Raw genomic sequence first — 23,084 nt, 5'->3', positions numbered from 1 at the left:
GCACCGGGACAGGGTGGTCACGGTCAGGCGGTCGCCGGGGTCAGGTGTTCGGCGAGCACGGAGAGGTGGGTCTTGCGGGCCTCGGCCCAGCGTTCCCGGCCGGCCGGGGTGATCTCCACGAAGACGCCCCGGCGGTCGGCCTCGCAGTGGGTGCGCTCGGCCAGACCCTCCTTGACCAGGCGGCTCACCGTACGGGACAGGGCGCTCTGGCTCAGGTACATGGTGTCCGCAAGGTCCTGCATGCGTCGCTTGTCACACTCTTGGGTGGTGAGACGGTCGAGTGTCTCGTACTCACTCAGGGTGAGGCCGTGACCGTCGTGCAATGCCCGCTCCAGGTGGCATGCGACCTGGTTGTAGCAGCTCAGGAGCGATTGCCAGCGCTCGACGAGGACTACTTCCGGCTCCATGCGGGGCATCCTACCCCGTACCGGGCAGTTGATGCATCTGAAATAAATGCAGCGACATCGAATGCGTGGACATTAGATGCGCACGCATCTAATGTCTCCACCGTGACTATCACCGAATCCCAGACCCAGTCCGCGGGCGGTGCGCCGGAGGCGCGCGCCGCCGCGGAGCAGCGCTGGACACCCCGGCTCTGGGGCGTGCTCGCGGTGTTGTGCGCGGTGCTCTTCCTCGACGGCCTGGACGTCTCGATGGTCGGGGTGGCGCTCCCCTCGATCGGCGCCGAGCTCGGCCTCTCCACCACGTCCCTTCAGTGGATCGTCAACGGCTACGTGCTCGGCTACGGCGGTCTATTGCTGCTCGGCGGGCGCACCGCCGACCTGCTCGGCCGGCGCCGGGTGTTCCTGGTCGCGCTCGGCGTCTTCACCGTCGCCTCGCTGATCGGCGGGCTGGTCGACGACGGCGGGCTGCTGATCGCCACCCGGTTCGTCAAGGGCCTGGCCGCCGCGTTCACCGCACCGACCGCGATGAGCATCCTGACCACCACGTTCGCCGAGGGTCCGGCCCGCAACCGGGCGCTATCGATCTTCACGGTCTTCGGCGCCAGCGGGTACTCCTCCGGCCTGATCCTCGGCGGCCTGCTGACCAGCCTCGGCTGGCGGTGGACGTTCCTGGTCCCGGTGCCGCTCGCGCTCGGCGCTCTGATCGCCGGGATCTACCTGATCCCGCGGGACAAGCCGGCCGCTGAGGGCGGCCACGACCTGATCGGCGCGGTCACCCTGGTCGGCGGCATGCTGCTCGCGGTGTACGCGGTGGTCACCGCCCCGCAGCGGGGCCTCGACGCGGTCACGATCACCGCGGCCGTGCTCGCGGTGCTGCTGCTGATCGGTTTCGTGGTGGCGGAGAGCCGGGTCAAGCACCCGCTGGTGCGGCTGAGCATCTTCCGGGTCGGCTCGATCGTGCGGGCCAACGCCAGCATGGTCGCGCTGATGGGCTCCTACGTCAGCTTCCAGTTCATGATGACGCTCTACCTCCAGGACGTGCTGCACTGGCCGCCGCTGCGGATGGCGCTGGCGCTGCTGCCGGCCGGTCTGCTGGTCGCGTTCAGCTCGCCGTTCATGGGCCGGCTGATCGACCGGCACGGCACCGCGCCGCTGATCGTGGCCGCGATGACCTCGCTCAGCGCCGGGTACGTGTGGTTCCTGGCCACCGCCGGCACCCGCCCCGACTACCTGGTCACCGTGCTGCCGACGATGCTGCTGCTGGGCGGCGGGTTCGCGTTCGGCTTCAGCTCGATCATGGCCCAGGCGACGGACGGCATCGACGACTCCGAACAGGGACTGGCTTCCGGGCTGGTCCAGTCGTCCGGCCAGGTCGGTACCGCGCTGGTGCTGGCCGTGGTGACCGCCCTGGTGGCCTCGGCGACCACCGCGGCCTCGGCCGACTTCGCCCCGTTCCGCCCCGGCGTCAACCTGGTCACCGGAGTGGCCCTGGCCGGCCTGCTGCTGAACGTGGCGGCGATGGTCTCGGCCCGCTCCCGCGGCCGGCACCGGCTCGCGGCCGAGGCGACGGCCAGCTGACCCACCCCGCCCGCCTCCCGGCCGCTCGTTTCCGCTGGTCAACCCCCATGGTGACCGACGGAACACGGCCGGGGGCGGACCCGGGTGCAGCCGGTGCGGGCAGACGAGCTAAGCTAGTTCTACCGACGCGGGGTGGAGCAGCTCGGTAGCTCGCTGGGCTCATAACCCAGAGGTCGCAGGTTCAAATCCTGTCCCCGCTACGAATGAAGAGGTCCGGTCCACCGAAAAGGTGGGCCGGACCTTTCTCGGTTCGGGCTTCGGCACGCGGCTCGCTCCGGTGGCGTGCTGTGCCCACCACCGCTCAGATCTCCGACAGGCACGGCGTGAGCGGTGCCTTTCAGGCGGTTCCCGAGAATCCCTCTCTTCTGGTTAAGATGCCGTTCTCCGCGCCGGTGCTGCGCTTCCGGAGATCTTCCCCGCCGACGCGAAGGACGTTGCATGACGACTGCCCCTGCGACCATGCGTGACAACCCGTCGACGGCGGCACGTCTCGACTCACTGACCGGCTTGCGCTGGATCGCGGCTCTGATGATCTTCTGCCTGCACATCCAGAGCGAGAGCAACTACTTCGTCGCGGACAGCCGTGCGCAGCACTTCCTCGACGTGGTGCTCGCAGCGGGGCGGTCCGGGGTGTCGTTCTTCTACATCCTTTCCGGGTTCGTGCTGGCATGGTCGGTGCGACCGGCCGACACGACTCGGCGTTTCCTGTGGCGCCGCTTCGCCAAGATCTATCCGAATCACTTCGTGACGTTCCTGGTCGCCGTGCTCCTGCTCTCCTGGCGGGGTATGGAGGTGTTCAACCCGGAGCGGATCTTCTACAACCTCACCCTGCTGCACTCCTGGGTGCCCCAACGCGACGACATCTGGTACTCGTTCAACGGCCCGTCCTGGTCGCTGAGCTGCGAGGCGTTCTTCTACCTCTGCTTTCCCCTGATCTACGCCGGGCTGAAGCGGCTGCGGCCGGCCGCGTGGTGGGCGATCACGGCGGGCTCGGTGGTCTTCATCGCGGTCCTGCCGTTCGCCATCAAGCTGCTGCACGAGCCGTTCGGCTGGTCGGAGCACTTCATCGTGTACCACCTGCCGCCGATCCGGATCGCCGAGTTCCTGCTCGGCATGTGCCTGGCCCTGCTGGTCCGGGACGGCCGCTGGCGTGGGCCCGGCATGTGGGTCAGCTTCGTGGTCATCATCGCCGGGATGGCGGTCGCTGCGACGCTGCCCGAGCAGTACGGACTCGCCCGGGACGCGGCCTGCACGGTCGTCGGCTTCACCCTGCTCATCCCGGCGGCCGCGCTGGCGGACGTCCGCCGGACCCGGTCCATCTGGCGTGCGCCGCGCCTCGTCTGGCTCGGCGAGGTGTCGTTCGCCTTCTACATGGTCCACGAGATCTGCCTGTACGCCGTCCGGCACACCTTCGGCGACGACGAGCCGCACCGGCCGACGGTGGCGGCGGGCGTGCTGGTTCTGGCCACCTTCTGCCTGGCCCTGGTCGCCGCGGTGATCCTGTACGAGGGTGTGGAGAAGCCGATGATGCGGCTGCTGACCGGCCGCAGCAAACGACCGGTGACCGGTGGCCGGGGAGCGACCTCGGCCCCGGCCGGCGACGGGCTCCCGGCACCGGCGCATGAGCCGCTGGTGGCGGCCGCCGCCGGCGACCGGATCACCGCGCCGACGGCATAGCCGTTCGCGGGAACGAGAAAAGGCTGGTCCGGAGTGCCGGACCAGCCTTTTTCGTGTCGATCAGACGGTAGTCCAGGCCCCGAAGGCCGCGGCTGCTTCGGGCTTGTCCTGCCGGCAGACGTGGAGGCGGCCGTCCTGGCCGAGGACCGCGAGGACCGCCCGCCCGGTCTGGTCGGTGGCGAGGGACGGGCCGCCGCAGAGCGGTCCGGGCAACCGGCGCCACCGCGATCCCTTGGCGGGCGTGGGGTGCACGGACACGCTGACGGTCGCGAAACGGTTCCGCTGGGCCAGCAGCAGGTCGCCGGCGCCTCGCTGGGGGTTGTCGATCGCCGCGATCGGGCCGAGCCCGTCGTAGCCACCGAACTCCGCGGGTTTGCCGGGCCAGGTGCCCGGTTCCTCGTGTTCCCGGTAGGCCAGCACCGTTCCGGTCCCCGCCTGCCGGAAGAGCAGGCAGGGGCGATCTCCGGCGGTGCGTGCCACGTGGAGGCCGCCGCTGGCCACGGGAGTGGAGCGCAACGTGTGGAAGGGCACGAGCGGGCCACCCTTCTCGGTCTGCCGCCAGTGGGCGACATTCCGCTTGGCCGGGACGAACACCTGCACGAGGCCGGCGCCGCTGACCGTCGCCACCGGCCCGTCCTGCAACGGTCCGCCACCGAGTGACTCCCACGGTTGCCAGCCGTCGGACGTCTGCCGGCGCACGCTCAGCCCACCGGTGAAGTCACGCAGGAAGACCCACAGGTAGCCGTCGGGGTCGACGACGGCCCCCGGCACACCGATCTCCCGCTGCTTACGGCGGTCCGGGTCGGCCCGGTCCGGGCCGTCCAGGGACTGCCAGCCGGAGAAGTCTCCGTGCTGGCCGACGGTGAAGTAACCGGCTTCGACGTCGATCTTGCCGAGTGCATCGGTGCGCCGGAGCGCCACGACCCGCACCGGGCCGGAGCCGTTCGCGGCCACCGCCAGGGTCGGCATCAGCCCGTCGCCGGTCAGCACCGGACCCTGCCACTTGCCGGAGCCCGGCTTCTGCTCCGACCACATCGCGAGCCGGTCGCCGAGCACCGCGAACGCGGCGAGCGCGCCGGACGGGAGCCGGGTGAGCCAGGTGGACGTCGACACGTACCGCTGTGCCGTGCTGTAGATGTGGGTGCTGCGGTACGGGTTCGTGCCGAGCTGGTAGTCGCCGTGCCCGTAGGGGAATCCGGGGTTCTCGGCCCCGTCCGCGCCGGCGTACGTGCTCAGGAAGTCGGCCTTCTCCTGGTGGATCCGCTTGCTGAGGTTGTACGGCCAGTAGCGGTTGGCGTAGGCCCGGTAGTACTCGACCACCGGCGGCCTCGGGTTGTCGCGGCTGACCCGATGCACCGCCTCGATCGTGAGGCGGGCGGTCGCGGTGTGCTCCGGATGGTCCGAGTTGTGGTAATCGCTCCGACCCCAGTCGTGTTCCGGGTCCGGGTCCAGCGTGCGGATCACCGTGGGCCGGTACTTCTCGATGAGCTCCACCACCGCGGAGAGCAGCGTCTCCCGGGCGACCTTCTGCTCCGGGGTCGCAAGGTCCAGTGCGGACAGGGTCGGCGCCTGCTCGATCTCGCCGTCGAGCAGCGGCGGGAACGTGTGATACGAGCGCGTCTCGCCCTGCCGGTGCGCGAGGTTGAAGAAGTAGAGGACCACGTGCGGCGCGGCCTTCAGGGTGTCCCGCTCGACAACCAGGCCACCGGCCAGCGTGACCGCCTCCTGCACCCACTCGCTGTCCGCGGGAAGCTCGGCCATCCGGGCGTACGCCCGGCGCAGCCCCACGTGCCGAGCGGTGGAGTAGGCGGCGTGGTCCACCGGCGCCGACTGGCGGTCCTGGTCGTTGGTGTCGACGTTCCGCCCGTCCCCCTCGGCGGCGGTGAGCACCACGCCGACCGTCGGCACGTCGGCCGCGATCGCCATCCGGACGCCGGGATTGATGAAGTACAGGTCGTCGTCCGGGTGCGCCACCACGGTCATGGCCGGCCCCGGCTGCCAGGCGCCCGGCGTCTCGCCCCGGCGGTTCGAGCCGCCGAGCAGCGAGCGCAGCCAGGCGGTCACCATGGCTGCCGCGCGTTGTCGTGTTCCGCCGTGCCTCGCACCTCGATAACCTCCATCAGTTGCATTTTCCCTCGTGCGGCACAGGCCGTGGTCAGACGGGGCGATCGGTGACGACGAACGCCAGGCCGCTCTGGATCGTCAGGTACGGGGTGATCCGGACCTCGGCTACCGGAGTCTCCTCGAAGAGCTCGGGCGGCTGCTCGTCATCCACGCGGACCGACGGGTAGACGTAGGTGCGTTTGCGCTCGACGACGTCGTCCATCAGCCGGGCGATCGTGATCCCCGTCCCGTCCGGCCCCCGGGAGACGGCGGCATCCCAGTCCTCGTACCGCCGCAGCCGGCTGGCAGCCAGCCGGGCGACCGGGACGTCGAAGCTGAAATGTCCGGCGCCCTCGTCGGCGCCGTCGACGGTCAAGGTCTCTTCGCGTTCCCGGGCGGTGAGAACCAGCGTCGGGGTCGTGCCCCCGAAATCGCCGGCGATCAGCCGTCCGGTGACCGTGATCGTCTCCAGCCCGTACCGGATCTCCCCGAGCTCGGCGTGCTCGGCGCGACTCCACGCGGCCACCGCGACGAATTTGTCCTTGGTCGGGTAGGGCACGTTGCGGGTGAACGGGGCGGTCTCATCGCCACCGATGAAGTCCCGCACGTCCAGCACGCCGGCCCTCAGCCGGTACAGGCGGCTCCGGCGGTCGGACAGGTACAAGTCCCAGCGGCCCTCGGCGAACACCTCGGACCGGGCGGGGAAAGCGGCCGACCACTGTGCCGGGTCACCGGCAAGCGGAATCTTGACGGCTTTCCGGACGCCCTCGATCCGGCGGGGCCGGCAGACCAGGTGGGTCAGGTGGCGCGGGAGGCCGTCACCCGGGACGGTGACGATCACCTGCCCGTTCTCCAGGTGGCAGGAGGCGACCGGTGAGACGTCCTTGCGGACCTTGAAATCGGGCAGGACACGGATCAGCGCCCGGCCGCTGGAGCGCAGCGTGCGGGCGGGCGTCCGGAGACGTGCGGCGACCGAGCGCAGCGGCCGGCCGGCCGCGAGGTGCTCCTGGAAGAGCCTCTCGTACCGGCCGGCGATCAGCGCCGGGTCGTAGCGGCGCGAGTTCTCCCGGGCTGCGACGCCGAACCGGACCCGCAACTCGTCGTCGTTCATGAGGCGCAGCAGAGCCGTCGCGATGGCATCGACGTCACCGGTCGGGACGAGCAGGCCGTCCTCCCCGTCGCGGATGATCTCGGCCGGGCCGACCGGGCACGCCGTGCTCACCACCGGCAGGCCGCATCGCATCGCCTCGACGATGGTCATCCCGAAGGACTCCTTGTCCGAGGTGACGGCGGCGATCGAGCCCTTCACCCACTCCGCGTCGAGAGGGGAGTAACCGCCCATCCGGAAAACGTGGTTCTGCAGGCCCAGATCGGCGATCAGAGTGCCGAGCCGGCGCGACTCGCCGCCGTCGCCGTAGATGCGCAGCGTCCAGTCCGGCCGCTCGGTGATGACCTTGGCAAATGCTCGGACCAGCAGGTCGTACCGCTTGATCGGGTGCAGGCGGCCGGCGGCCACCACGATCTTGCGGTCGCCGCGGGTGGGCGTGACGGACGGCTCCGGCACGCTGTTCGGGATGGCCGACACCGGCGGCGCGTCCGGGCCCAGCAGCTCGCGCACCGCGGTGGCGTCGGCCTCGGTGACCGTGGTGACCGCGGAGAGCCGGGGGTAGTGCAGGCGCATCGCCTCATGGACGGATCCGGGAATCATGTCCTGGGTCATGTGCTCCTGGGCGATCCGGACACTGCCCGGACGACCCAGCCGGGCCACGTACAGGTTGAGCGCCGACCGGGTGCCCACCACCACGTCGTACGGCGTGCGTCGCAGGTAGTCGGCGACGCGGTCGTCGGTCAGCCGGCTGTAGAACCGGTAGAACTCCTCCTCGACCGGCACCATCTGCGACATCTCGCGGTTGCGCGGGTCCTTGCTGTCCGCCGAGTTGCGTCGCAGGTCGACGAGGCCGACGACGGAGACCTTCGCGGGGATCTCCATCATCGGCCGGTCGAGGCGGCGCAGGATCGACACGATCTCGACGTCGTGCCGCTCGGAGAGCTCGGCGGCCAGGTTGATGACGGTGCGGTTGGTGCCACCGACGCCGTAGATGTTGTGGATGAGGATGGCGATCCGCATGTCAGCCCTGCTTCTCGTACGGGCTGGGCACCGGGAAATAACCGTCCAGGAACGGGCGGAGCACCGCGTCCTGAGCCGCCAGCTGATCCTCGGTGGAGTAGGCGTCGTTGATGCAGTACGCCTCCCAGTCGCGCCGCTCCAGCGCACGAGCGAGCCGGGCGGCGAGGTCCGGCACGGCCAGCTGGACGTAGCCGTACTTCACCGAGCCGGGCAAAGCCCGGCCGCTGAGGAACGCGTAGTGGTGGTAGAGGTTCGAGACCGGGGAGAGGTCCTCGGTGTGCCGGAATCGCGACGCCATGGTCAGGGCGTAGTCCGCCGCGAACTCGGACTCGATCTCGGTCATCACGCTGCGCCGCAGGGCGTACGGGACGTGCTGGAAGACCTGGGTCGTCACCGGGCCGAACTTCGCCTCCAGCAGCCGGCGGTTGTTCTTGTGCGCGGCGTCGACCGGGGTGTCGTCCTCCCGGATCGGCCCGACCGGCACTCGTCCCTGCGACAGGAAGAACTTCGACAATCCGTTGGCCAGGAAGAACGTCTGCGGAGCCATCGGCCGGCCGAAGAACATGTCGTCGTTGAGGTAGAGGAAGTGCTCGGCCAGGCCGTCGATGTGGTGCAGCTGGCTCTCGATCGCGTGCGAGTTGAACACCGGCAGCACGGAGGCGTCGCTGAAGATCTCCTTGTGGCTGACCACCCGGATGTTGCTCCGGCTGTCGTCCAGCCACCGGGGCGTCTGGTCGTCGGTGACGATGTAGATGTTGCGCACCCACGGCGCGTTCGCGTGGATCGACCGCAGGGAGTACCGCAGCTCGTCCCGGCTGAGGAAGCGGGCGGCGCTGGCCGACTCGGCGTGGTACGTCTCGCCGGTGACCTGGGCGCGCCGCTGCTGCCAGGCGGGGTCGGTGCCGTCGACCCAGGTGTAGACGACGTCGATCGGGAAGGTGATGTCGTCCGGCAGCGTGACGGTCATCTCCGGGCGGGTGCGCACCGGAGGCAGGTCCTGTCCGACGCCGGCCAGCCGGGTGAACTTCTCCATCGGCGCCTCGACGGGGTTGCTCTCCCCGGGCAGCACCCGCCCCACCCGGTTGTGCCGGGGACCCCACAGCCGGCCGTCCCGCGCGGTACCCCAGAACTCGATCTCACAGCCGTATTCGCGGCCGTACACCAGGCTCCGCGTGGGATCTGTGCGGAACCACACCATGCGCAGCACCTTGGCGTCGGCGACCTTGGCCCAGGCGGTGTCCTCGGAGCCGTCCATCAGCACGTCGCGCACGGCGGGCTTCGGCAGGATCGGCGCCAGGTAGGCCTGGGTCTCCCGGGCCAGATCGACGAGTGCGGCGACGACCGCGGACCGCTGGTCGGCACGGACACCGATCACCGGGACGCGATCGTCCAGGCCGCGCACGGCGAAGTACTCCACCCCCGACCTCGCCAGCACCTGCTCGACGGCGACGTGGTTGCGGGTGCGCACCTGCAACGGAGTCAGACCGGAGTGGATGTGCACGGTCCGCGGCATCATCTGAATGGACATCTCCACTCGGTCCGCGCTGGTCAGATCAAACATGCTGATATCCCGTCGGGGTCGGTGCGCCGGAGGGGGCCTGCCGGGGAACCGGAGGACGGCCGTCGCGGGCGGCGAGGGCGAGCGGCGGCCACAGGCGCGAGAGCCGGGCCGGGACCCGGCGCCCGCGGTGGGTGGTCATTGCTGCACGCTTACGGAGTCGTGCGGCTGCGGTAGCCGACCACGGCACCGGAGTCACCGGCCCCGGCTCCGATGGAGGTACCGCCCTGCCGGGGGATCTTCACGGTCGCGCCCGGGTCGGAGCGGCCCAGCGTGGTGGCGCTGTACCGGGCTCGCTCCGCGGTGACCTCGTCGGGCAGCTCGTACGGCGAGCGGAACGGGAAGTACTGCGGGAGGAAGTCGGCCATCATCGAGGCCTGTTCGCTGAGCGCCACGACCGCGGAGTCGGTGTCGTTGAGGCAGAACACGTCGCAGTGCCGGCGGGCGAGCAGGAAGGCGAGCTGCACCGGCGTCGACGGATGGGCCAGGTCGGCGTAGGTGTACTTGATCGACCCCGGAACCGCGCGCTTGGTCAGGAACGCCCAGTAGTGCTGCAACGACGAGGGGATCGACAGGTCACCGGGGTGCCGGAACGGGTGCTCGGCGGTCGCGCGGACCTGGTCCGGCAGGGTCCGCTCGATCTCCTCCAGCACGCTTTTCTGCAGCGGGTACGGCACGTGCTGCATCTTCTGCGTGATGCTGCGGTCGAACCTCTCGGCGATGTGCGACCGGTTGTTCTTGCCCGCCGCGGTGACCGGCGCGTCGAAGACGGTCGCCGGGCCGGCCTCGAGCTGAGCCTTCGACTGGAAGAACTTGGCGATGCCGTTGCCGTGGAAGAACGCGGTCGGCGGCACCGGACGGCCCAGGAACATGTCGTCGTTGAAGTAGATGAAGTGCTCGGCCAGCCCTGGGATCCGGTGCAGGCGCGACTCGATGGCGTGCGAGTTGAAGGTGGGCAGCACACCGGTGTCGCCGAACAGCTTCCGGTGGCTGACGACCGTGAGACCGGGGTGCGAGTCGTCCAGCCACGGGGGCAGCTGGTCGTCGGTGACCAGGAAGATCCGGCGGACCCACGGGGCGTACGTGGCGATCGACCGCAGCGAGTACTTCAACTCGTCCCGGCTGATGAACCGGGAGGCGTTCGTGGCGATCGTGTTGATCTGTTCCTTGCCGAGCGCGCTCAGCGAGGCGTTCTTGCGCTCCAGCCAGTCCGGGTCGTTGCCGTCGACCCAGGTGTAGACGACGTCGATCGGGAAGCGGACGTCCTCGGCCGGCACGGCCGCGAACTCCGAGCGGGTCCGGTAACGGGGCCGGCTGTCGGCCGGCGGCATCGACGGGTTCAGGGCGATCGGCGCCACCGTCTCGTGCTCGCTCTGAGCCGGCAGGGTGCTCGCGACCGCGTTGCGGCGCGGCCCGGTGATCGTGTCGGGTGCGCCGTCCACGCCCTTCGTGGTGTGCCAGAACTCGATCTCGCACGCCGAGCCGCTGCCCAGCACGGTGGTCCCGTACGGGCTGGTGAACGGGAAGTAGACCTGAACCGCGTTCTTGCCCTTCCCGGCCCGGAAACCGTCGTCACCCACCGACCCGGTCCGGATCTGGGCGTCCTTGAGCCGCTCGTCGGCGTTCAGGGCGGTCAGGGTCCGCTCGCGGTCCCGCTTGTGCACCGCCACCGCGCTGTGCCGTTCGCTCGCCGGGCGCAGGCAGAAGTACTCGATGCCGGCCCGGTCGAGCGCGGCGGTCACGCCGTCCAGGTTGAGCTGCCATGCCGTCGCCGGGGTCATGTCCGGCACCACGCGGGCCTGGATGCTCCGGCCCGCGTCACGGGTCTTGACCAGGGTCCCGGGCGCCGCCGGCGCGGGCAGGCGGGGCTGCCGGGTGAGCCGCCGGACCAGCCACAACTGGCGGTGCGGCGGCAGCAGCTCCACCAGCCGGAGGCGATAGTCCTTGGGGAGCAGGCGGTAGAAGCGCAGCGCGATCATGCCGCACCCGTCCACGAGCGCGCAGCACACCACTGCCGCCGGCCATCCTGGCCGACGCGAATGACAATCCGCACCAGAGTTCCCCCGAGCCCTCTGCTGCTCACCGGTTCTGGAGTCGTTACTCCTGCTGATCCCGTCGCAGCGGCTTGTGAGGTTAAGGCAGGTGTACAACTCCAGACAAGAACGTGAACAGAGACAAAACGAACACGCGCGGTAACTTGCGGGTGGCGATCAAGCGGATACGCCCGACTATGCCTCAATCGACCGGCTTGAACAGGTGCGCGCTCAGGAACGCCTGCTCAGCGGTCGTCTCGGGGGTGCCAGCGCGGAGGTCTGCGGCCCGGAGACCTCCAGCGACCTTCGATTCACGATGTGACGAATATCCCTGCCAGAAGGGCTGGCCCGTAGCTCGTCGCAGCAAGTTCGGAACCGGCGGGACACCCCGCTGAAACGGGAGTGTGCCCGAGGGCACAGCCGGCCTATTTGATTCCGGTCTGGGTGGGGTCCTTCAGGGAGGCGTCTATGTCGGCTGAGGTCTTGGTGAGGATGGCCTGGATCTCGGAGCGGGGGAGAGGGGCGTTGGCGTGCCACAACTCGGCGAGGTCCTTGGCGATGATGCTCTCCACCACGATCCAGGCGGGGATGGAGGGGTACATGCGGCCGGCGGCGATCATGGTCTGGAAGGCGGCGTAGGCCGGGTCGGATTCGAGGCGGGTGCCCTTCACCGCGGCGGAGCGGGCGGGCCACAGGCCGGAGGAGACGCTGTATCGGCGCTGACTCTCTTCGCTGGTGAGGTACCTGACCCACTCGAAGGCGGCGTCGGGGTGTTTGGCGGCCTTGAGGATGGCCAGGCCGGAGCCGCCGAAGAAACCGAAACGGCCGGCCTTCCCGGCGGGTAGCGGGGCGGTGCCCCAACCGTTACGGAGGCCGGGGCGGTGCGGGTCGGCCAGGTAGTCCCCGACCGACTGGGAATTGTCGACGGTGATGGCGCCGATGCCGTTGGCGAAAGCGGCGGGGACGGCGTCGGACTCCAGTTTCATCGCCCTCGGGTCATCGTAGGCGCCGACCAGCTGCTGGTAATAGGTGACGCCGTCGACGGCGGCGGGGGAGGCCAGCCGCGACTGGTCGCCCGTGTCGTTCAGGAGGTTGCCGCCGGCGCCCCAGATGAACGGGGCCACGTTGTGGATGATGCCGAAATTGTTGGCGTTGCCGATCGCCAGCGGCCAGACGCCGGTGTTCGCTGCCTTGATCTTCTTCAGGGTGGCGGCGAACGCGGTCCAGTCGGTGAACGCGGTGGCCGGGTCGACGCCGGCCTTGGCCAGCACGTCCTTGCGATAGAACAGCGCCCGCACGTCGGTCAGCCAGGGGAGCGCGGTGATCTGGTCGGAGCCGAGCAGGTGGCTCGCGCTCCAGCTGGCCGTGGCGAACACGTCCGGGCCGCCGACGGCCGCGATCTCGGCGGCGGTGTACGGCCGCAGCGCGTCCAGTGCGCTGAACCCGCCCACCCAGGTCGTCCCCAGCACCGTGACGTCCGGTCCCTGGCCGCTGGTCGTCGCGGTGCTCAGCCGGGTCAGCGCGTCGCTCCATTGGATGCGTACCGGATTGATGGTGATGTTCGGGTGCGCCCGGTGGAAGTTCTCGGCCTCCTGGACGACGGCCCGGTCCTGGATCGGGCCGCCGTACGGCATGTACCAGAAATCGAGCGTCACCGGTGGCTGGTCCGCGGCGTAACCGACCGTCTCGGCCGTGCCACCGGCGCTGCTGTCCGCCTTGTCCCCGCAGGCGGCCAGGGCCAGGGGCAGGCCCGCGGCGGCGGCGAGCAGGGCACGGCGGCGGACGGGAGTGTCCCTGGTCATATCGGACCTATCGGCACCGGGCCGAGATGAATGAACCGAAGTCCTGAAATCGGGCGGAAGTTTGACGATAGGCAGTTCATGCATGCTGGCGTGGCATCGGTGCTCTCGTGGCGGTGGCCCCGGGTGCTCGCCCTGACGCTGCTGCTGCTCAGCGGCGTGACCGGCGCCAACATCATGCTGCACGGGCGGAGCGCCGAGCACTCCGGCAGCGCGTATCGGCTCAACGAGCTGGACACGCTGCTGCACGAGGAGAGCGCGGTGCAGTGGAAGACGCTCGCCAAGGGCAACTCGCCGATGAAGGTCGCCCGGGAGCTGGGCAAGCTGCGCAAGCAGGAGGCGGACATCCTCGCCCTGCCGCAGTTCGCCAAGTCGTCGCTGATCGACCAGGTCGAGGGCTATCACGCGGTGCTCGACGTGGAGCTCGGCCTGCTCGGCGTCGGCAAGACCGCCGAGGCGCTGGCGATCGAGCAGAAGCAGACCGACCCGCGGTTCAGCGCGCTCGCCGGTGATCTGGCCCGCCGGGAGAAGGAGGAGAGGGACGCGGCCGGCGTCAGCAAGAACATCGCCGACGTCACCCTGATCGCCGCCATGTCCGCCGCCCTGGTGATGATCGGCCTGCTGCTCTTCCGCTTCGAGCGGGAGCACCGCGCGTCCCGGCGGGCCGCCGACGAGCTCCTGCACCAGCAGCGGACCGCGTTCGCGGCGCTGGCCGAGCACGAGGCACTGGTCCGTCACCAGGCGCTGCACGATCCGCTCACCGGCCTGCCCAACCGGCGGGCCCTCAGCGAGCTGCTCGCCACCGAGGGCCGGCGCGCCCTGCTCCTGGTCGACCTGGACAACTTCAAGCCGGTGAACGACACGCTCGGCCACGCGGCCGGCGACGAGCTGCTGGTCGGGGTGGCCGACCGGTTGCGGGCGGCGGTACGCGCCGACGACACGGTCGCCCGCCTCGGTGGCGACGAGTTCGCCATCTTCCTGCCGGACGGTGACGAGCAGACCGCGGGCCAGATCGCCGCCCGGATCGTCGCCGAGTGCGGCCGGACGTTCGACCTCGCGGCCGGCCCGGTGACCATCGGCGCGAGCGTCGGCGTGGCCGTCGCCGACGACGCGGACGGCGACCGGCTGCTGCGCGAGGCGGACGAGGCGATGTACCGGATCAAGCAGGGCGGCAAGGGCGACTACGTGGTGGTCTCGCCCGGCTCCCCGATCAGCGCCTGACCTGTTGGTGACAGAGGCGTTCGTTCGGTACCTATTACCCGGATTTCCCGGGAGGACGCCCGGACCTGGGCCGTTCGGGCATTGAAGGCGGCCTTCATGAGGGTCTAAGGTTGCCGGACCAGCCACAGGAGGCGGGCGTCCACAGGTGATGGTCCGGTAGTCCATTTCGGAGCGCGAAATGGGTCCGTGCGCCGCCCGGCGGCTTCCGCCGTCCGCATTCGGCGAAGGGACCTTCGGCATGCGCAGGCGTAGCGGTCATCTCGCGTCCGGAGCACTGTCCGCGCTGCTCCTCTTCGGATTCGGCGCCTCGGCCGCCGATCCGGCCACCGCGGTCGCCGGTCCCGCGCCCGCCGCCGCGGAGCAGCCGGAGGCACACGTCCACGCCGAGGGGCCGGGCGACGATCGCCGGCACATGGCCGACGACCTGGTCGGCACGCCGATCTCGGAGATCGAGAAGCAGACCGCGGCGAACGCCAACCGGATCCAGAAGGCCACCGGGCAGCGCCCCGGAACAGCACGCCAGCAGGCGAAACTGGCGGCCGACCCGGCGCAGACCGGCGCCTGGGGCGCGGTCGTCGACACCCCGGTCGTCCCGGTGTTCGAGGCGCTGCTGCCGAACGGCAAGGTGCTGATCTGGGACTCGGTCGGCGACAACGCGGCCGAGTCGTACCCGGATCACGACTTCACCCGGGCGATGGTCTGGAACCCGGCCGACAACACCTCCAAGCGGGTGGACCTGCAGGGCACCAACATCTTCTGCGCCGGGTTCGCCCACCTGGCCAACGGCAACATCCTGGTGGCCGGCGGGAACGCGAACCAGGCGCTGGACGGCAGCGTGCACACGCACGTCTTCAACTGGCAGACCGAGACGTGGACCCGCGGCAACGACATGGCCGGCGCGCGCTGGTACCCGTCGGTGGCGGAGACGGCCAACGGCGAGGAGGTCATCATCGGCGGTGGCCCGGCGACCGCCGAGGTCTACCAGGCGAACGGCGCGCTGCGTCCGCTGAAGAATTTCACCAAGTACGACGCGCGGATCTATCCGTTCCTCGGCTCGCGCCCGGATGCCCAGCTCGGGCTCTTCGGGCCGTACCCGGCCGCGTACACGATCACCACGGTGGGGGACGGGCTGATCACGGCGACCGCCACCCGGGACGCGTGGAGCCGGGAGTACGGCAGCTTCTCCACGTACGACATCGGCAAGACGCTGGTGGTCGGCGGTGGCAACCAGACCGAGGGCGGCGTGCCGAACGTGCCCACCAAGACCGCGGTGGTGATGAACAGCTCGGCCGGCCTGGCGCCCACGGTCACCACCACCGGATCGCTGTCGACCGGTCGCCGGCACCTCAACGCGACCCTGCTGGCCGACGGCACGGTGCTGGCGACCGGTGGTCTGACCAGCGCGGCCACCTCGCCGCTCGTCGACCTGAACAACGCCGCGACGGCGGCCGAGCTGTGGAACCCGGCGACCGGCCAGTGGTCCCTGCTGGCCGGTGCGAGCCGGATCCGGCAGTACCACTCGACGGCCATCCTGCTGCCGGACGGCCGGGTGATGACCGGTGGCGGCGGGGTCTGCGCGCGGTGCATGACGGTCGGGTACCTGGAGAAGAACGTCGAGTACTTCACGCCGCCGTATCTGTACAAAAAGGACGGCAGCGGCGACCTGGCGACCCGGCCGACGATCGCCACCGCCCCGGCCGGGGTGGGGATCAACACGACCTTCACCGTCACCTCGCCGGACGCGGCCGGGATCAAGAAGGTCGCCCTGGTCGGCCTCGGCGACGTGACCCACGCCGTGGACCAGGGCCAGCGGTACGTCCCGCTGAAGTTCACCACCTCCGGCACGACGCTGACCGTCACCGGCCCGCCGAACGGCGGGGTGGCTCCGCCCGGCTACTACATGCTCTTCGTCGTCGACGCGAACGGCGTCCCGTCCATCGCCAAGATGGTGCAGGTCGCCAAGGGGCCGAACCCGCTGCTCACCCCGGTGAAGAACAACAGCGCGGCCAAGTGCGTGGACGTCCCGTCGTCCAAGACCGCGCCGGGCACCTACCTCCAGTCGTACACCTGCAACGGCACCAAGGCGCAGGCGCTGGTCCGGCTGCCCGGCGACAACACGCTGCGGGTGATCGGCAACTGCCTCGACGTGCCGTCCCGCAAGTTCGTGAACGGGCAGAGGATCTGGGCGTACACCTGCAACAACACGGTGGCCCAGACCTGGCAGTTCGGCGCCGACGGGACCATCCGGCCGATCGGCGGGACGACGATGTGCCTGGCCCCGGCGTCGACCGCGAACAACGCGGCGCTGCAGCTGAGCACCTGCAACGGCAGCACGCTGCAGAAGTGGACGTACTGATCAGGCGGCGGCGAGGGCCCGCACCACCTGTTTGAGCGCGGCCGGGTGGTGCAGGATGCCGAGGTGGCCGACCACGGCCCGGCGGGCGTGCTGCTGGAGCACCACCGGGGTGGCCACGGGCAGCGCGGTCAGCGACGCGGTGTACGGCGTCACCATCTGGTCGTACCGGGTGACGATCGTGGTGAACCGGGTGCCGGCGGCCGGCGGAGCGTCCCGGATGGCGGTCAGCACCGCCGAGCCGGGCAGCTGCTCCCGCCAGGTCGGGATCTTCGCGTCCAGCCAGTGCCGCAGCTTCGCCGGGAGCCGGTGCGGGCGCCGGAGCAGCCCGTGCAGGGTGGTCCCGCCGTAGGTGGGCGCCAGCCCGACCAGGGACCGGACCGCGCCGGCCGCCGGCTCGCCGGGCAGGCAGCGGACCAGGTAGTGGGCGAGCACCGCGCCCCACGAGTGGCCGACCACGTCGACGTGGGCAGCGCCGGTCGACGCGATGAAGGCGGCCAGCTCCTCGGCGTGCCGGTGGGTGGCGCTGGCGTCCGCGGCCGGCCGGGCCCGCCGCCAGTCGAACGGGTAGACCGTCCGGCCCTGGTTGGCCAGCAGGGGCGCGAGGGTGAACCAGTCGCTGGCGGACCGGCCGTTGGTGCCGTGCACCAGGATCACCGGGACGGTCGCCGGGTCCGGGGTGGCGCCGGGCTCCGGACGGCGGGCGCCGGGCGGCAGGCCGCGCGGGTCGGCGGCGCTGTGCCGGAGCGCCTCGCGGCGGCTGTAGTGCACGGGCAGTGGCCGGGGTTGCATCGGTCACTCCTCACGGTCGGTGACGGCACATTCGGCGTGGATCTTAAACGGGACCGCTCCGGCCGTACGGTAAACATTGATTTCTTTAAAATTCGCCCGGGTATTTGATATTGACCTCGGCGGCTATCCTCCGCACCGATGACGAACGTGAGCCTGGCCAACGGTGTGCGAACCTGGTCGAAGACCCAGAAGAACGTGCGGCTCGGCACGCTCGACGCGCTGCGGCTGGTCGCGGCGCTCTCGGTGGCGGCCTACCACCTGACCGTCTCGTGGCGGATCGACGGGCACAGCCAGCCGGAGCACTTCCTGCCGCACGGCTCCCACCTGACCATCTACGGTTTTCTCGGGGTCGAGCTGTTCTTCCTGATCAGCGGCTTCGTGATCTGCATGAGCAGCTGGAACCGCAGCCTGGGCGACTTCTTCACCTCGCGGGTGAGCCGGCTCTACCCGGCCTACTGGGTCTGCCTGCTGATCACCGCGACGGTGGTCACCCTGGCGCCGATCACCGGCGGCGTCCCGGTCACCGGCGCGCCCGGCCTCAGCGACATCGCGGTCAACCTGACCATGCTCCAGGAGCCGCTCGGTGTCGGTTCGGTCGACACCGTGTACTGGACCCTCTTCGTGGAGCTGCGGTTCTACCTGCTGTTCGCGGCGCTGGCCGCGTTCGGGCTGACCTACCGCCGGGTGGTGCTGTTCTGCGCGATCTGGATGACCGTGGCGGTGATCGGCCCGATGCTCGGCAGCAAGGCGGTCGAGGTGCTCGCCATCCCGGACTACGCGCCGTACTTCATCGCCGGGGTGGCCGCGTTCCTGATCCACCGGTTCGGGCGGTCGCCGCTGCTGTTCGGCATCATCGGGTTCGCCTGGCTGATCAGCATCCCGCGGGTGATCGGCCGGGTCAGTCACGTGAACCCGGGCTTCCCGGTGCCCACCTGGCCGGGTCCGGTGATCATCACGCTGGCCTTCGGCGCGCTGCTGGCGATCGCGCTGGGCTGGACCGACCGGATCCGCTGGCGCTGGCTGACCACCGCGGGCGCCCTCACCTACCCGTTCTACCTGCTGCACCAGCGGATCGGGTACACGTTCATCCGGCACGCCTACGAGGCCACCCGGCTGCCCGCCGAGGTGCTGGTGTCCAGCGCGATCCTGCTGGCCCTGGGCCTGGCCTGGCTGGTCTACCGGCTGGTCGAGAGACCGCTGGCCCGACGGATGCGCGACAGCCTGCGGAAGGCGTTCGCCGAGGTGCGCACGGCCTCGGCCCGGGACGCGGAGGCGGCCGCGATCCCGGCCCAGCTGGGCGTCGGGCACCGGGTGGTGCGTCCGGCCAAGGTCCGCGTCGGCGAGCGGTGAGCGCCGCTTACGGTACGCGCTGAGCACTCACCCCCCGACGCTCAGCAGGTGGTGTACCCCTTGCCGGCCGAGCTCCACGAGCACGAGTCGATCGTCGTGCCGCCGGCCCGCAGGGTCGCGCTGTCCCCGCCGTTGTTCCACACGTGATACGTCTTGCCCCAGTACCGGGTGGAGGTGCTGTTCGTGCCCTTGCCGGTCCGGACGGTCACGCTCTTGCCGGCGCCCAGCGAGTAGCTGCCGAACGTGTACGTGTTCCCGGCCCGGTCCCGCACCGTCCAGCCGGTCAGCGCGACCGTCTTCGAGGTCTTGCCGGTCAGCCGGAAGTACTCGCCGTCGATGCTGGCGTTGGTCCGCCTGTCCCGGCCCGGGGCGTTGTACTGGATCCGGGTGAACCGGACCGAGCCGGCCGCCGGGGTGCCCGGCGCCGGGGTGGGTGTCGACGCGCTGTCCGGGTCCGTCCAGGCCGGGTTCGGCACCGGGTTGGCCGCGGCCGGCGCCGGCGTGGGACCGGCCGTGCCCGGCACGGTCACCGTGACGTTCGCCGAGTAGTTGGCGATCACGAAGTTGTCCGGGTCGGCCCAGTCCGGGTGCGCGCTGTCGCTGACGAAGGCCCGGTAGGCCGGGGTGCCGCCGGGCTGGCCGGTGGCGCTGCCGCGGTACTGGATCGGATCCTCGCCGACCGTGCCGGAGGTGACCCTGGTCCAGCCGCCGCTGGTGTAGCGCTGGATGGTCACCGGCAGGGTGGGCTCGCCCGGGTTGACCGTCACCGTGAAAGCGACCGCGTTGTCGCCGGTCGCCGAGGCGGACAGCTCCGGCTGCACCCGGACCGCGGCGAACCGCCGGTTGGACCAGCCGTCGTCGGTGCCGACCATCATCACGTGCCCGGAGTCGAGCGGCCGCTTGATGCTCCAGTGCCCGCTGCTGTCCGCCTTGGTGGTCAGCGGCGGCCACACGCCCGGCGAGGTCTCCGCCTTGCTGTAGTCGTTCGCCGGATGCTGGGCCAGCTCGGTCTTGCTGTGCTTGGCACCGTAGATGTACGCCTCCTCGTAGAGCGTGACGGTGTCACCGGGCTGCGCGGTCCCGGACAGCGTGATCGGGTGCTGGTCGTCGAAGCCGTTGGCCACCGGGATCCGGTTGAAGGTCGGCAGCTGCGCCGCGAACACCGGCGCGGGCAGCGTCGCCCCGAGCAGTCCGGCGGCGCCGCCCAGCCCGATGATTACTTTCCGTAGTTGGAACATCAACCGATCGTACGTACCGGTCCGGGTCGTTTCCGCGGGATCCGATTTCCGCGCGGCCGGGCCGGTGCGGGAGACTTGCCGGCCTATGGAGAAGCAAGAACTGCCGGTACTGGAAGCGGACTGCGCACGGTGCGCGGGACTCTGCTGTGTGGCCCCGGCCTTCGCCAAGTCGTCGGATTTCGCGATCGACAAGCCGGCCGGCCAGGCGTGCCGGAACCTGGGCGGGGACTTCCGCTGCCGGATCCACGAGCAGCTGCCCGAGCGCGGTTTCCGCGGGTGCGTGGTGTTCGACTGCTTCGGGGCCGGGCAGCGGATCACCCAGGAGACGTTCGGCGGGCGGGACTGGCGCAGCGCCCCGGAGATCGCCGGACCGATGTTCGCCACCCTGCCGGTCATGCGTCAGCTGCACGAGCTGCTCTGGCTGCTCGACGAGGCGCTGAGGCTGGACGAGGCCCGGCGGTTGCACCCGAAACTGCGGGCGGCCCGGGACGAGATCGACACGGCGGCCGGCGGGGCGCCGGAGACGCTGCGCGGGCTGGACGTCGGGGCGTACCGGAAAGCGGTGGTGCCGTTGTTGCGCAAGGCCAGCGAGCTGGCCCGGGCCGGGACCCGCCGCCCGGACCACAGCGGCGCGGATCTGATCGGCCGCCGGTTCCGCGGGGCCGACCTGCGTGGCGCCAGTTTCCGTGGGGCGTTGCTGATCGGTGCCGACCTGAGCGGCGCTGACCTGCGGCGGGCCGACTTCACCGGTGCGGATCTGCGCGGCGCGGACCTGCGCGGCGCCGACCTGACCGGGGCGCTGTTCCTCACGAGATCACAGCTGCGCGCCGCAGTGACCGACACCGATCGGCCGTAAGCTGAAGCGATGCAGCAAGTGTCCGGTGTGGTGTGGCTGCTGACCGTTCTGGGCATCGTCGGTCTGCTGCTCTTCGACTTCTTCGTCCACGTCCGCCGCGCGCACGTGCCGCGGCTGCGCGAGGCGGCACTGTGGACTTCGATCTACGTGTCGATCGCGATCCTGTTCGGCGCCGGGGTCTGGGTGTTCGGCGGGTCCGAGATGGGCACCGAGTACTTCGCGGGATATGTCACCGAGGAGGCGCTCTCGGTCGACAACCTGTTCGTCTTCCTGCTGCTGCTCGGCAGCTTCAAGGTGCCCCGCGCCGACCAGCAGAAGGTGCTGCTGGTCGGGATCGCGGTGTCGCTGGTGGCCCGGACCGCGTTCATCTTCCTGGGCGCCGCGCTGATCAACTCGTTCGCGTGGATCTTCTACCTGTTCGGGGCGATCCTGCTGATCACCGCGGGCAACCTGGTCCGCGGCCACGGCGACGAGAGCGACGAGGCGCCGGACAACATCGTGATCCGGCTGGCCCGGCGGGTGCTGCGCACCTCGGACACCTACGACGGGGACAAGCTGGTCACCTACCGCGACGGCAAGCGGGTGCTGACCCCGATGCTGCTGGTCATGGTGGCGATCGGCGGCACCGACATCCTGTTCGCGCTGGACTCGATCCCGGCCATCTTCGGCCTCACGCAGAACGTCTATCTGGTCTTCACCGCGACCGCGTTCTCGCTGCTCGGCCTCCGGCAGCTGTACTTCCTGATCGACGGCCTGCTGGACCGGCTGGTCTACCTGTCCTACGGCCTGGCCGCGATCCTCGCGCTGATCGGCGTCAAGCTGGTGCTGCACGCCATGCACCAGAACAACGTGCCGTTCATCAACGACGGCGAGCCGATCGGGGTGACCGAGATCCCGACCCTGGCCTCGCTCGGGATCATCGTGGCGGTGCTGCTGATCACCGTGGTGGCGTCGCTGCTCAGCCCGAAAGGGCGGGCCCGCACCTACGTGGCCGGGGCCCGTCGCCGGGCCGTCGACTTCCTCGAGGTGGAGACCGATCCGGAGTACTGCGACGAGCTGTACCACCAGCTGCTGGCGGACGAGGCGCACCTGAACGGGCTGCCGGAGCGGTACCAGGACCGGGTCCAGCGGCACACCGACCTGCGGGAGCTGCTGGACCGGGCGCACCGGGCGCACACCGAACGGGTCGCGGCCGGCCGCTGTTTCGTGCGGCCGGAGCGATCAGCGGCGTGAGTGCGGTTCGTCGTTCAGGTACGCGGACAGGTTGGTGAACCGGCCGTCGCCCCGGTCGTCGTCGGTGCCGGCGGAGACCAGGCTGGCGACCCGGGCGGCCAGGCTCGACGCGCGGGAGGCCAGGTCCGGCTCGGCGTACCGGGAGTCCTGCTCGGCGCGCAGGGCCTGCTCGGCGCGCTCGGCGTCGGCGTCGCGGCCGGGACGGTCCGCATAGGCGCGAGAGCCCGAGATCGGGACGGCCTCGTAGACGGGCTCCTCGTAGACAGGCTCCGCGTAGACGGGCTCGTCGTAAACAGGCTCCGCGTAAACGGACTCCTCGTGAGCGGGCGCGTCGTAGGAGGCCTCGGCGTAGACCGGCTCGTCGTAAGCGGGCTCCGGGGCGGGCACCGGGACCGCCCCCAGCAGCGTCACCGTCTGCCCCTCGCCGCCCTGGTAGTTGGTGAACTCGGGGCCGATCACCAGCTTGGCCAGCATCCGCGCGTGGGCCGGCGCCACCCCGATCTCGGTGGCGTTCTCCACCCGGAACCGGGCGATCGCCTGGCGCAGCACGTTCGCCAGCTTGTCGGCGTCCCCGACCGTCGCCAGGTCGCCGCCGGCGAACACCAGGGCCGGGTAACTGCCCGCGGGACCCGTGCAGACCAGCTGGATCTGGGTGACCGTCGCGTTCCGGCCGACGTCCCGGTTGCCCGGCTGCACGCGCAGGTGCTGCGGCCACAACCAGAACAACTCGCCGTTACTCAGCGTGTTTTCGTCCGCGTACG

Annotated in this window: 15 protein-coding genes, 1 tRNA gene and 1 pseudogene; 8 read left to right on the top strand and 9 right to left on the bottom strand. The window is 70.4% G+C overall.

Features of this window, described 5'->3' with window-relative positions:
- Positions 1 to 23: 23 nt before the first annotated feature.
- Positions 24 to 407, bottom strand: coding sequence for a MarR family winged helix-turn-helix transcriptional regulator (locus Aiant_RS16995; RefSeq protein WP_189328575.1), 384 nt, complete (start codon positions 405 to 407; stop codon positions 24 to 26).
- 102 nt (positions 408 to 509) lie between these two features.
- On the opposite strand from Aiant_RS16995, the gene Aiant_RS16990 reads away from it, so the two are divergent.
- From Aiant_RS16990 to Aiant_RS16980, 3 genes are all read left to right on the top strand, one after another.
- Positions 510 to 1,982 carry an MFS transporter gene (locus tag Aiant_RS16990; RefSeq protein WP_189328576.1) on the top strand — a complete coding sequence of 491 codons (1,473 nt, stop codon included), beginning with the start codon at positions 510 to 512 and terminating at the stop codon, positions 1,980 to 1,982.
- A 126-nt stretch (positions 1,983 to 2,108) separates the two neighbouring features.
- Positions 2,109 to 2,182: transfer RNA gene (locus tag Aiant_RS16985), tRNA-Met, on the top strand.
- Between the two features lie 238 nt (positions 2,183 to 2,420).
- Positions 2,421 to 3,659 carry an acyltransferase family protein gene (locus Aiant_RS16980; RefSeq protein ID WP_189328577.1) on the top strand — a complete coding sequence of 413 codons (1,239 nt, stop codon included), beginning with the start codon at positions 2,421 to 2,423 and terminating at the stop codon, positions 3,657 to 3,659.
- 60 nt (positions 3,660 to 3,719) lie between these two features.
- Here the strand turns inward: Aiant_RS16980 and Aiant_RS16975 are convergent, their stop codons facing one another.
- The 5 genes from Aiant_RS16975 to Aiant_RS16955 all read right to left on the bottom strand — a co-directional run bounded on the left by Aiant_RS16975 (position 3,720) and on the right by Aiant_RS16955 (position 13,283).
- Complete coding sequence (locus Aiant_RS16975; RefSeq protein ID WP_189328578.1) at positions 3,720 to 5,726, bottom strand: PIG-L family deacetylase; 2,007 nt, start codon at positions 5,724 to 5,726, stop codon at positions 3,720 to 3,722.
- Positions 5,727 to 5,814: 88 nt separating this feature from the next.
- Positions 5,815 to 7,890 (bottom strand): glycosyltransferase family 4 protein, encoded by a 2,076-nt coding sequence (locus Aiant_RS16970; RefSeq protein ID WP_189328579.1) that lies wholly within the window; start codon positions 7,888 to 7,890, stop codon positions 5,815 to 5,817.
- A 1-nt stretch (position 7,891) separates the two neighbouring features.
- Positions 7,892 to 9,418, bottom strand: a complete 1,527-nt coding sequence (locus Aiant_RS16965; protein ID WP_189328580.1) for a stealth family protein — start codon at positions 9,416 to 9,418, stop codon at positions 7,892 to 7,894.
- Between the two features lie 182 nt (positions 9,419 to 9,600).
- Complete coding sequence (locus tag Aiant_RS16960) at positions 9,601 to 11,427, bottom strand: stealth family protein (RefSeq protein ID WP_189328581.1); 1,827 nt, start codon at positions 11,425 to 11,427, stop codon at positions 9,601 to 9,603.
- A gap of 479 nt (positions 11,428 to 11,906) precedes the next feature.
- A complete protein-coding gene (locus tag Aiant_RS16955; RefSeq protein WP_189328582.1) occupies positions 11,907 to 13,283 on the bottom strand; it encodes an extracellular solute-binding protein in 1,377 nt (458 codons plus the stop codon).
- A gap of 90 nt (positions 13,284 to 13,373) precedes the next feature.
- Between Aiant_RS16955 and Aiant_RS46535 the strand changes: the two genes are divergently transcribed.
- Both Aiant_RS46535 and Aiant_RS16945 read left to right on the top strand, forming a co-directional pair.
- A complete protein-coding gene (locus tag Aiant_RS46535) occupies positions 13,374 to 14,501 on the top strand; it encodes a GGDEF domain-containing protein (RefSeq protein ID WP_280528268.1) in 1,128 nt (375 codons plus the stop codon).
- 238 nt (positions 14,502 to 14,739) lie between these two features.
- On the top strand, positions 14,740 to 16,857 hold the full coding sequence (locus Aiant_RS16945) for a galactose oxidase-like domain-containing protein (RefSeq protein ID WP_189328584.1): 2,118 nt from the start codon (positions 14,740 to 14,742) through the stop codon (positions 16,855 to 16,857).
- Here the strand turns inward: Aiant_RS16945 and Aiant_RS16940 are convergent, their stop codons facing one another.
- A complete protein-coding gene (locus Aiant_RS16940; protein ID WP_189328585.1) occupies positions 16,858 to 17,646 on the bottom strand; it encodes an alpha/beta fold hydrolase in 789 nt (262 codons plus the stop codon).
- A 138-nt stretch (positions 17,647 to 17,784) separates the two neighbouring features.
- Between Aiant_RS16940 and Aiant_RS16935 the strand changes: the two genes are divergently transcribed.
- Positions 17,785 to 18,996 (top strand): acyltransferase family protein, encoded by a 1,212-nt coding sequence (locus Aiant_RS16935; protein WP_189328586.1) that lies wholly within the window; start codon positions 17,785 to 17,787, stop codon positions 18,994 to 18,996.
- A gap of 41 nt (positions 18,997 to 19,037) precedes the next feature.
- Here the strand turns inward: Aiant_RS16935 and Aiant_RS16930 are convergent, their stop codons facing one another.
- Positions 19,038 to 20,234, bottom strand: a complete 1,197-nt coding sequence (locus Aiant_RS16930) for a lamin tail domain-containing protein (protein ID WP_229829819.1) — start codon at positions 20,232 to 20,234, stop codon at positions 19,038 to 19,040.
- Between the two features lie 85 nt (positions 20,235 to 20,319).
- Here Aiant_RS16930 and Aiant_RS16925 point away from each other — a divergent pair, with 85 nt between their 5' ends.
- Both Aiant_RS16925 and Aiant_RS16920 read left to right on the top strand, forming a co-directional pair.
- The gene (locus Aiant_RS16925; RefSeq protein WP_189328587.1) at positions 20,320 to 21,090 is read left to right on the top strand and encodes a pentapeptide repeat-containing protein; all 771 of its coding nucleotides are present in this window, start codon (positions 20,320 to 20,322) and stop codon (positions 21,088 to 21,090) included.
- Positions 21,091 to 21,099: 9 nt separating this feature from the next.
- Positions 21,100 to 22,080, top strand: a pseudogene (locus Aiant_RS16920) (TerC family protein); the annotation flags it as partial.
- On the opposite strand, the gene Aiant_RS46530 reads toward Aiant_RS16920, so the two are convergent.
- On the bottom strand, positions 22,049 to 23,038 hold the full coding sequence (locus Aiant_RS46530) for a pentapeptide repeat-containing protein (RefSeq protein WP_368857282.1): 990 nt from the start codon (positions 23,036 to 23,038) through the stop codon (positions 22,049 to 22,051). The pseudogene Aiant_RS16920 and the gene Aiant_RS46530 sit on opposite strands and share 32 nt — an antisense overlap.
- Positions 23,039 to 23,084: the final 46 nt, after the last annotated feature.

This window comes from Actinoplanes ianthinogenes (genome assembly GCF_018324205.1).
GTDB classification, from domain to species: Bacteria; Actinomycetota; Actinomycetes; order Mycobacteriales; family Micromonosporaceae; genus Actinoplanes; species Actinoplanes ianthinogenes.
This window is presented reverse-complemented; position numbering and strand designations above follow the sequence as displayed.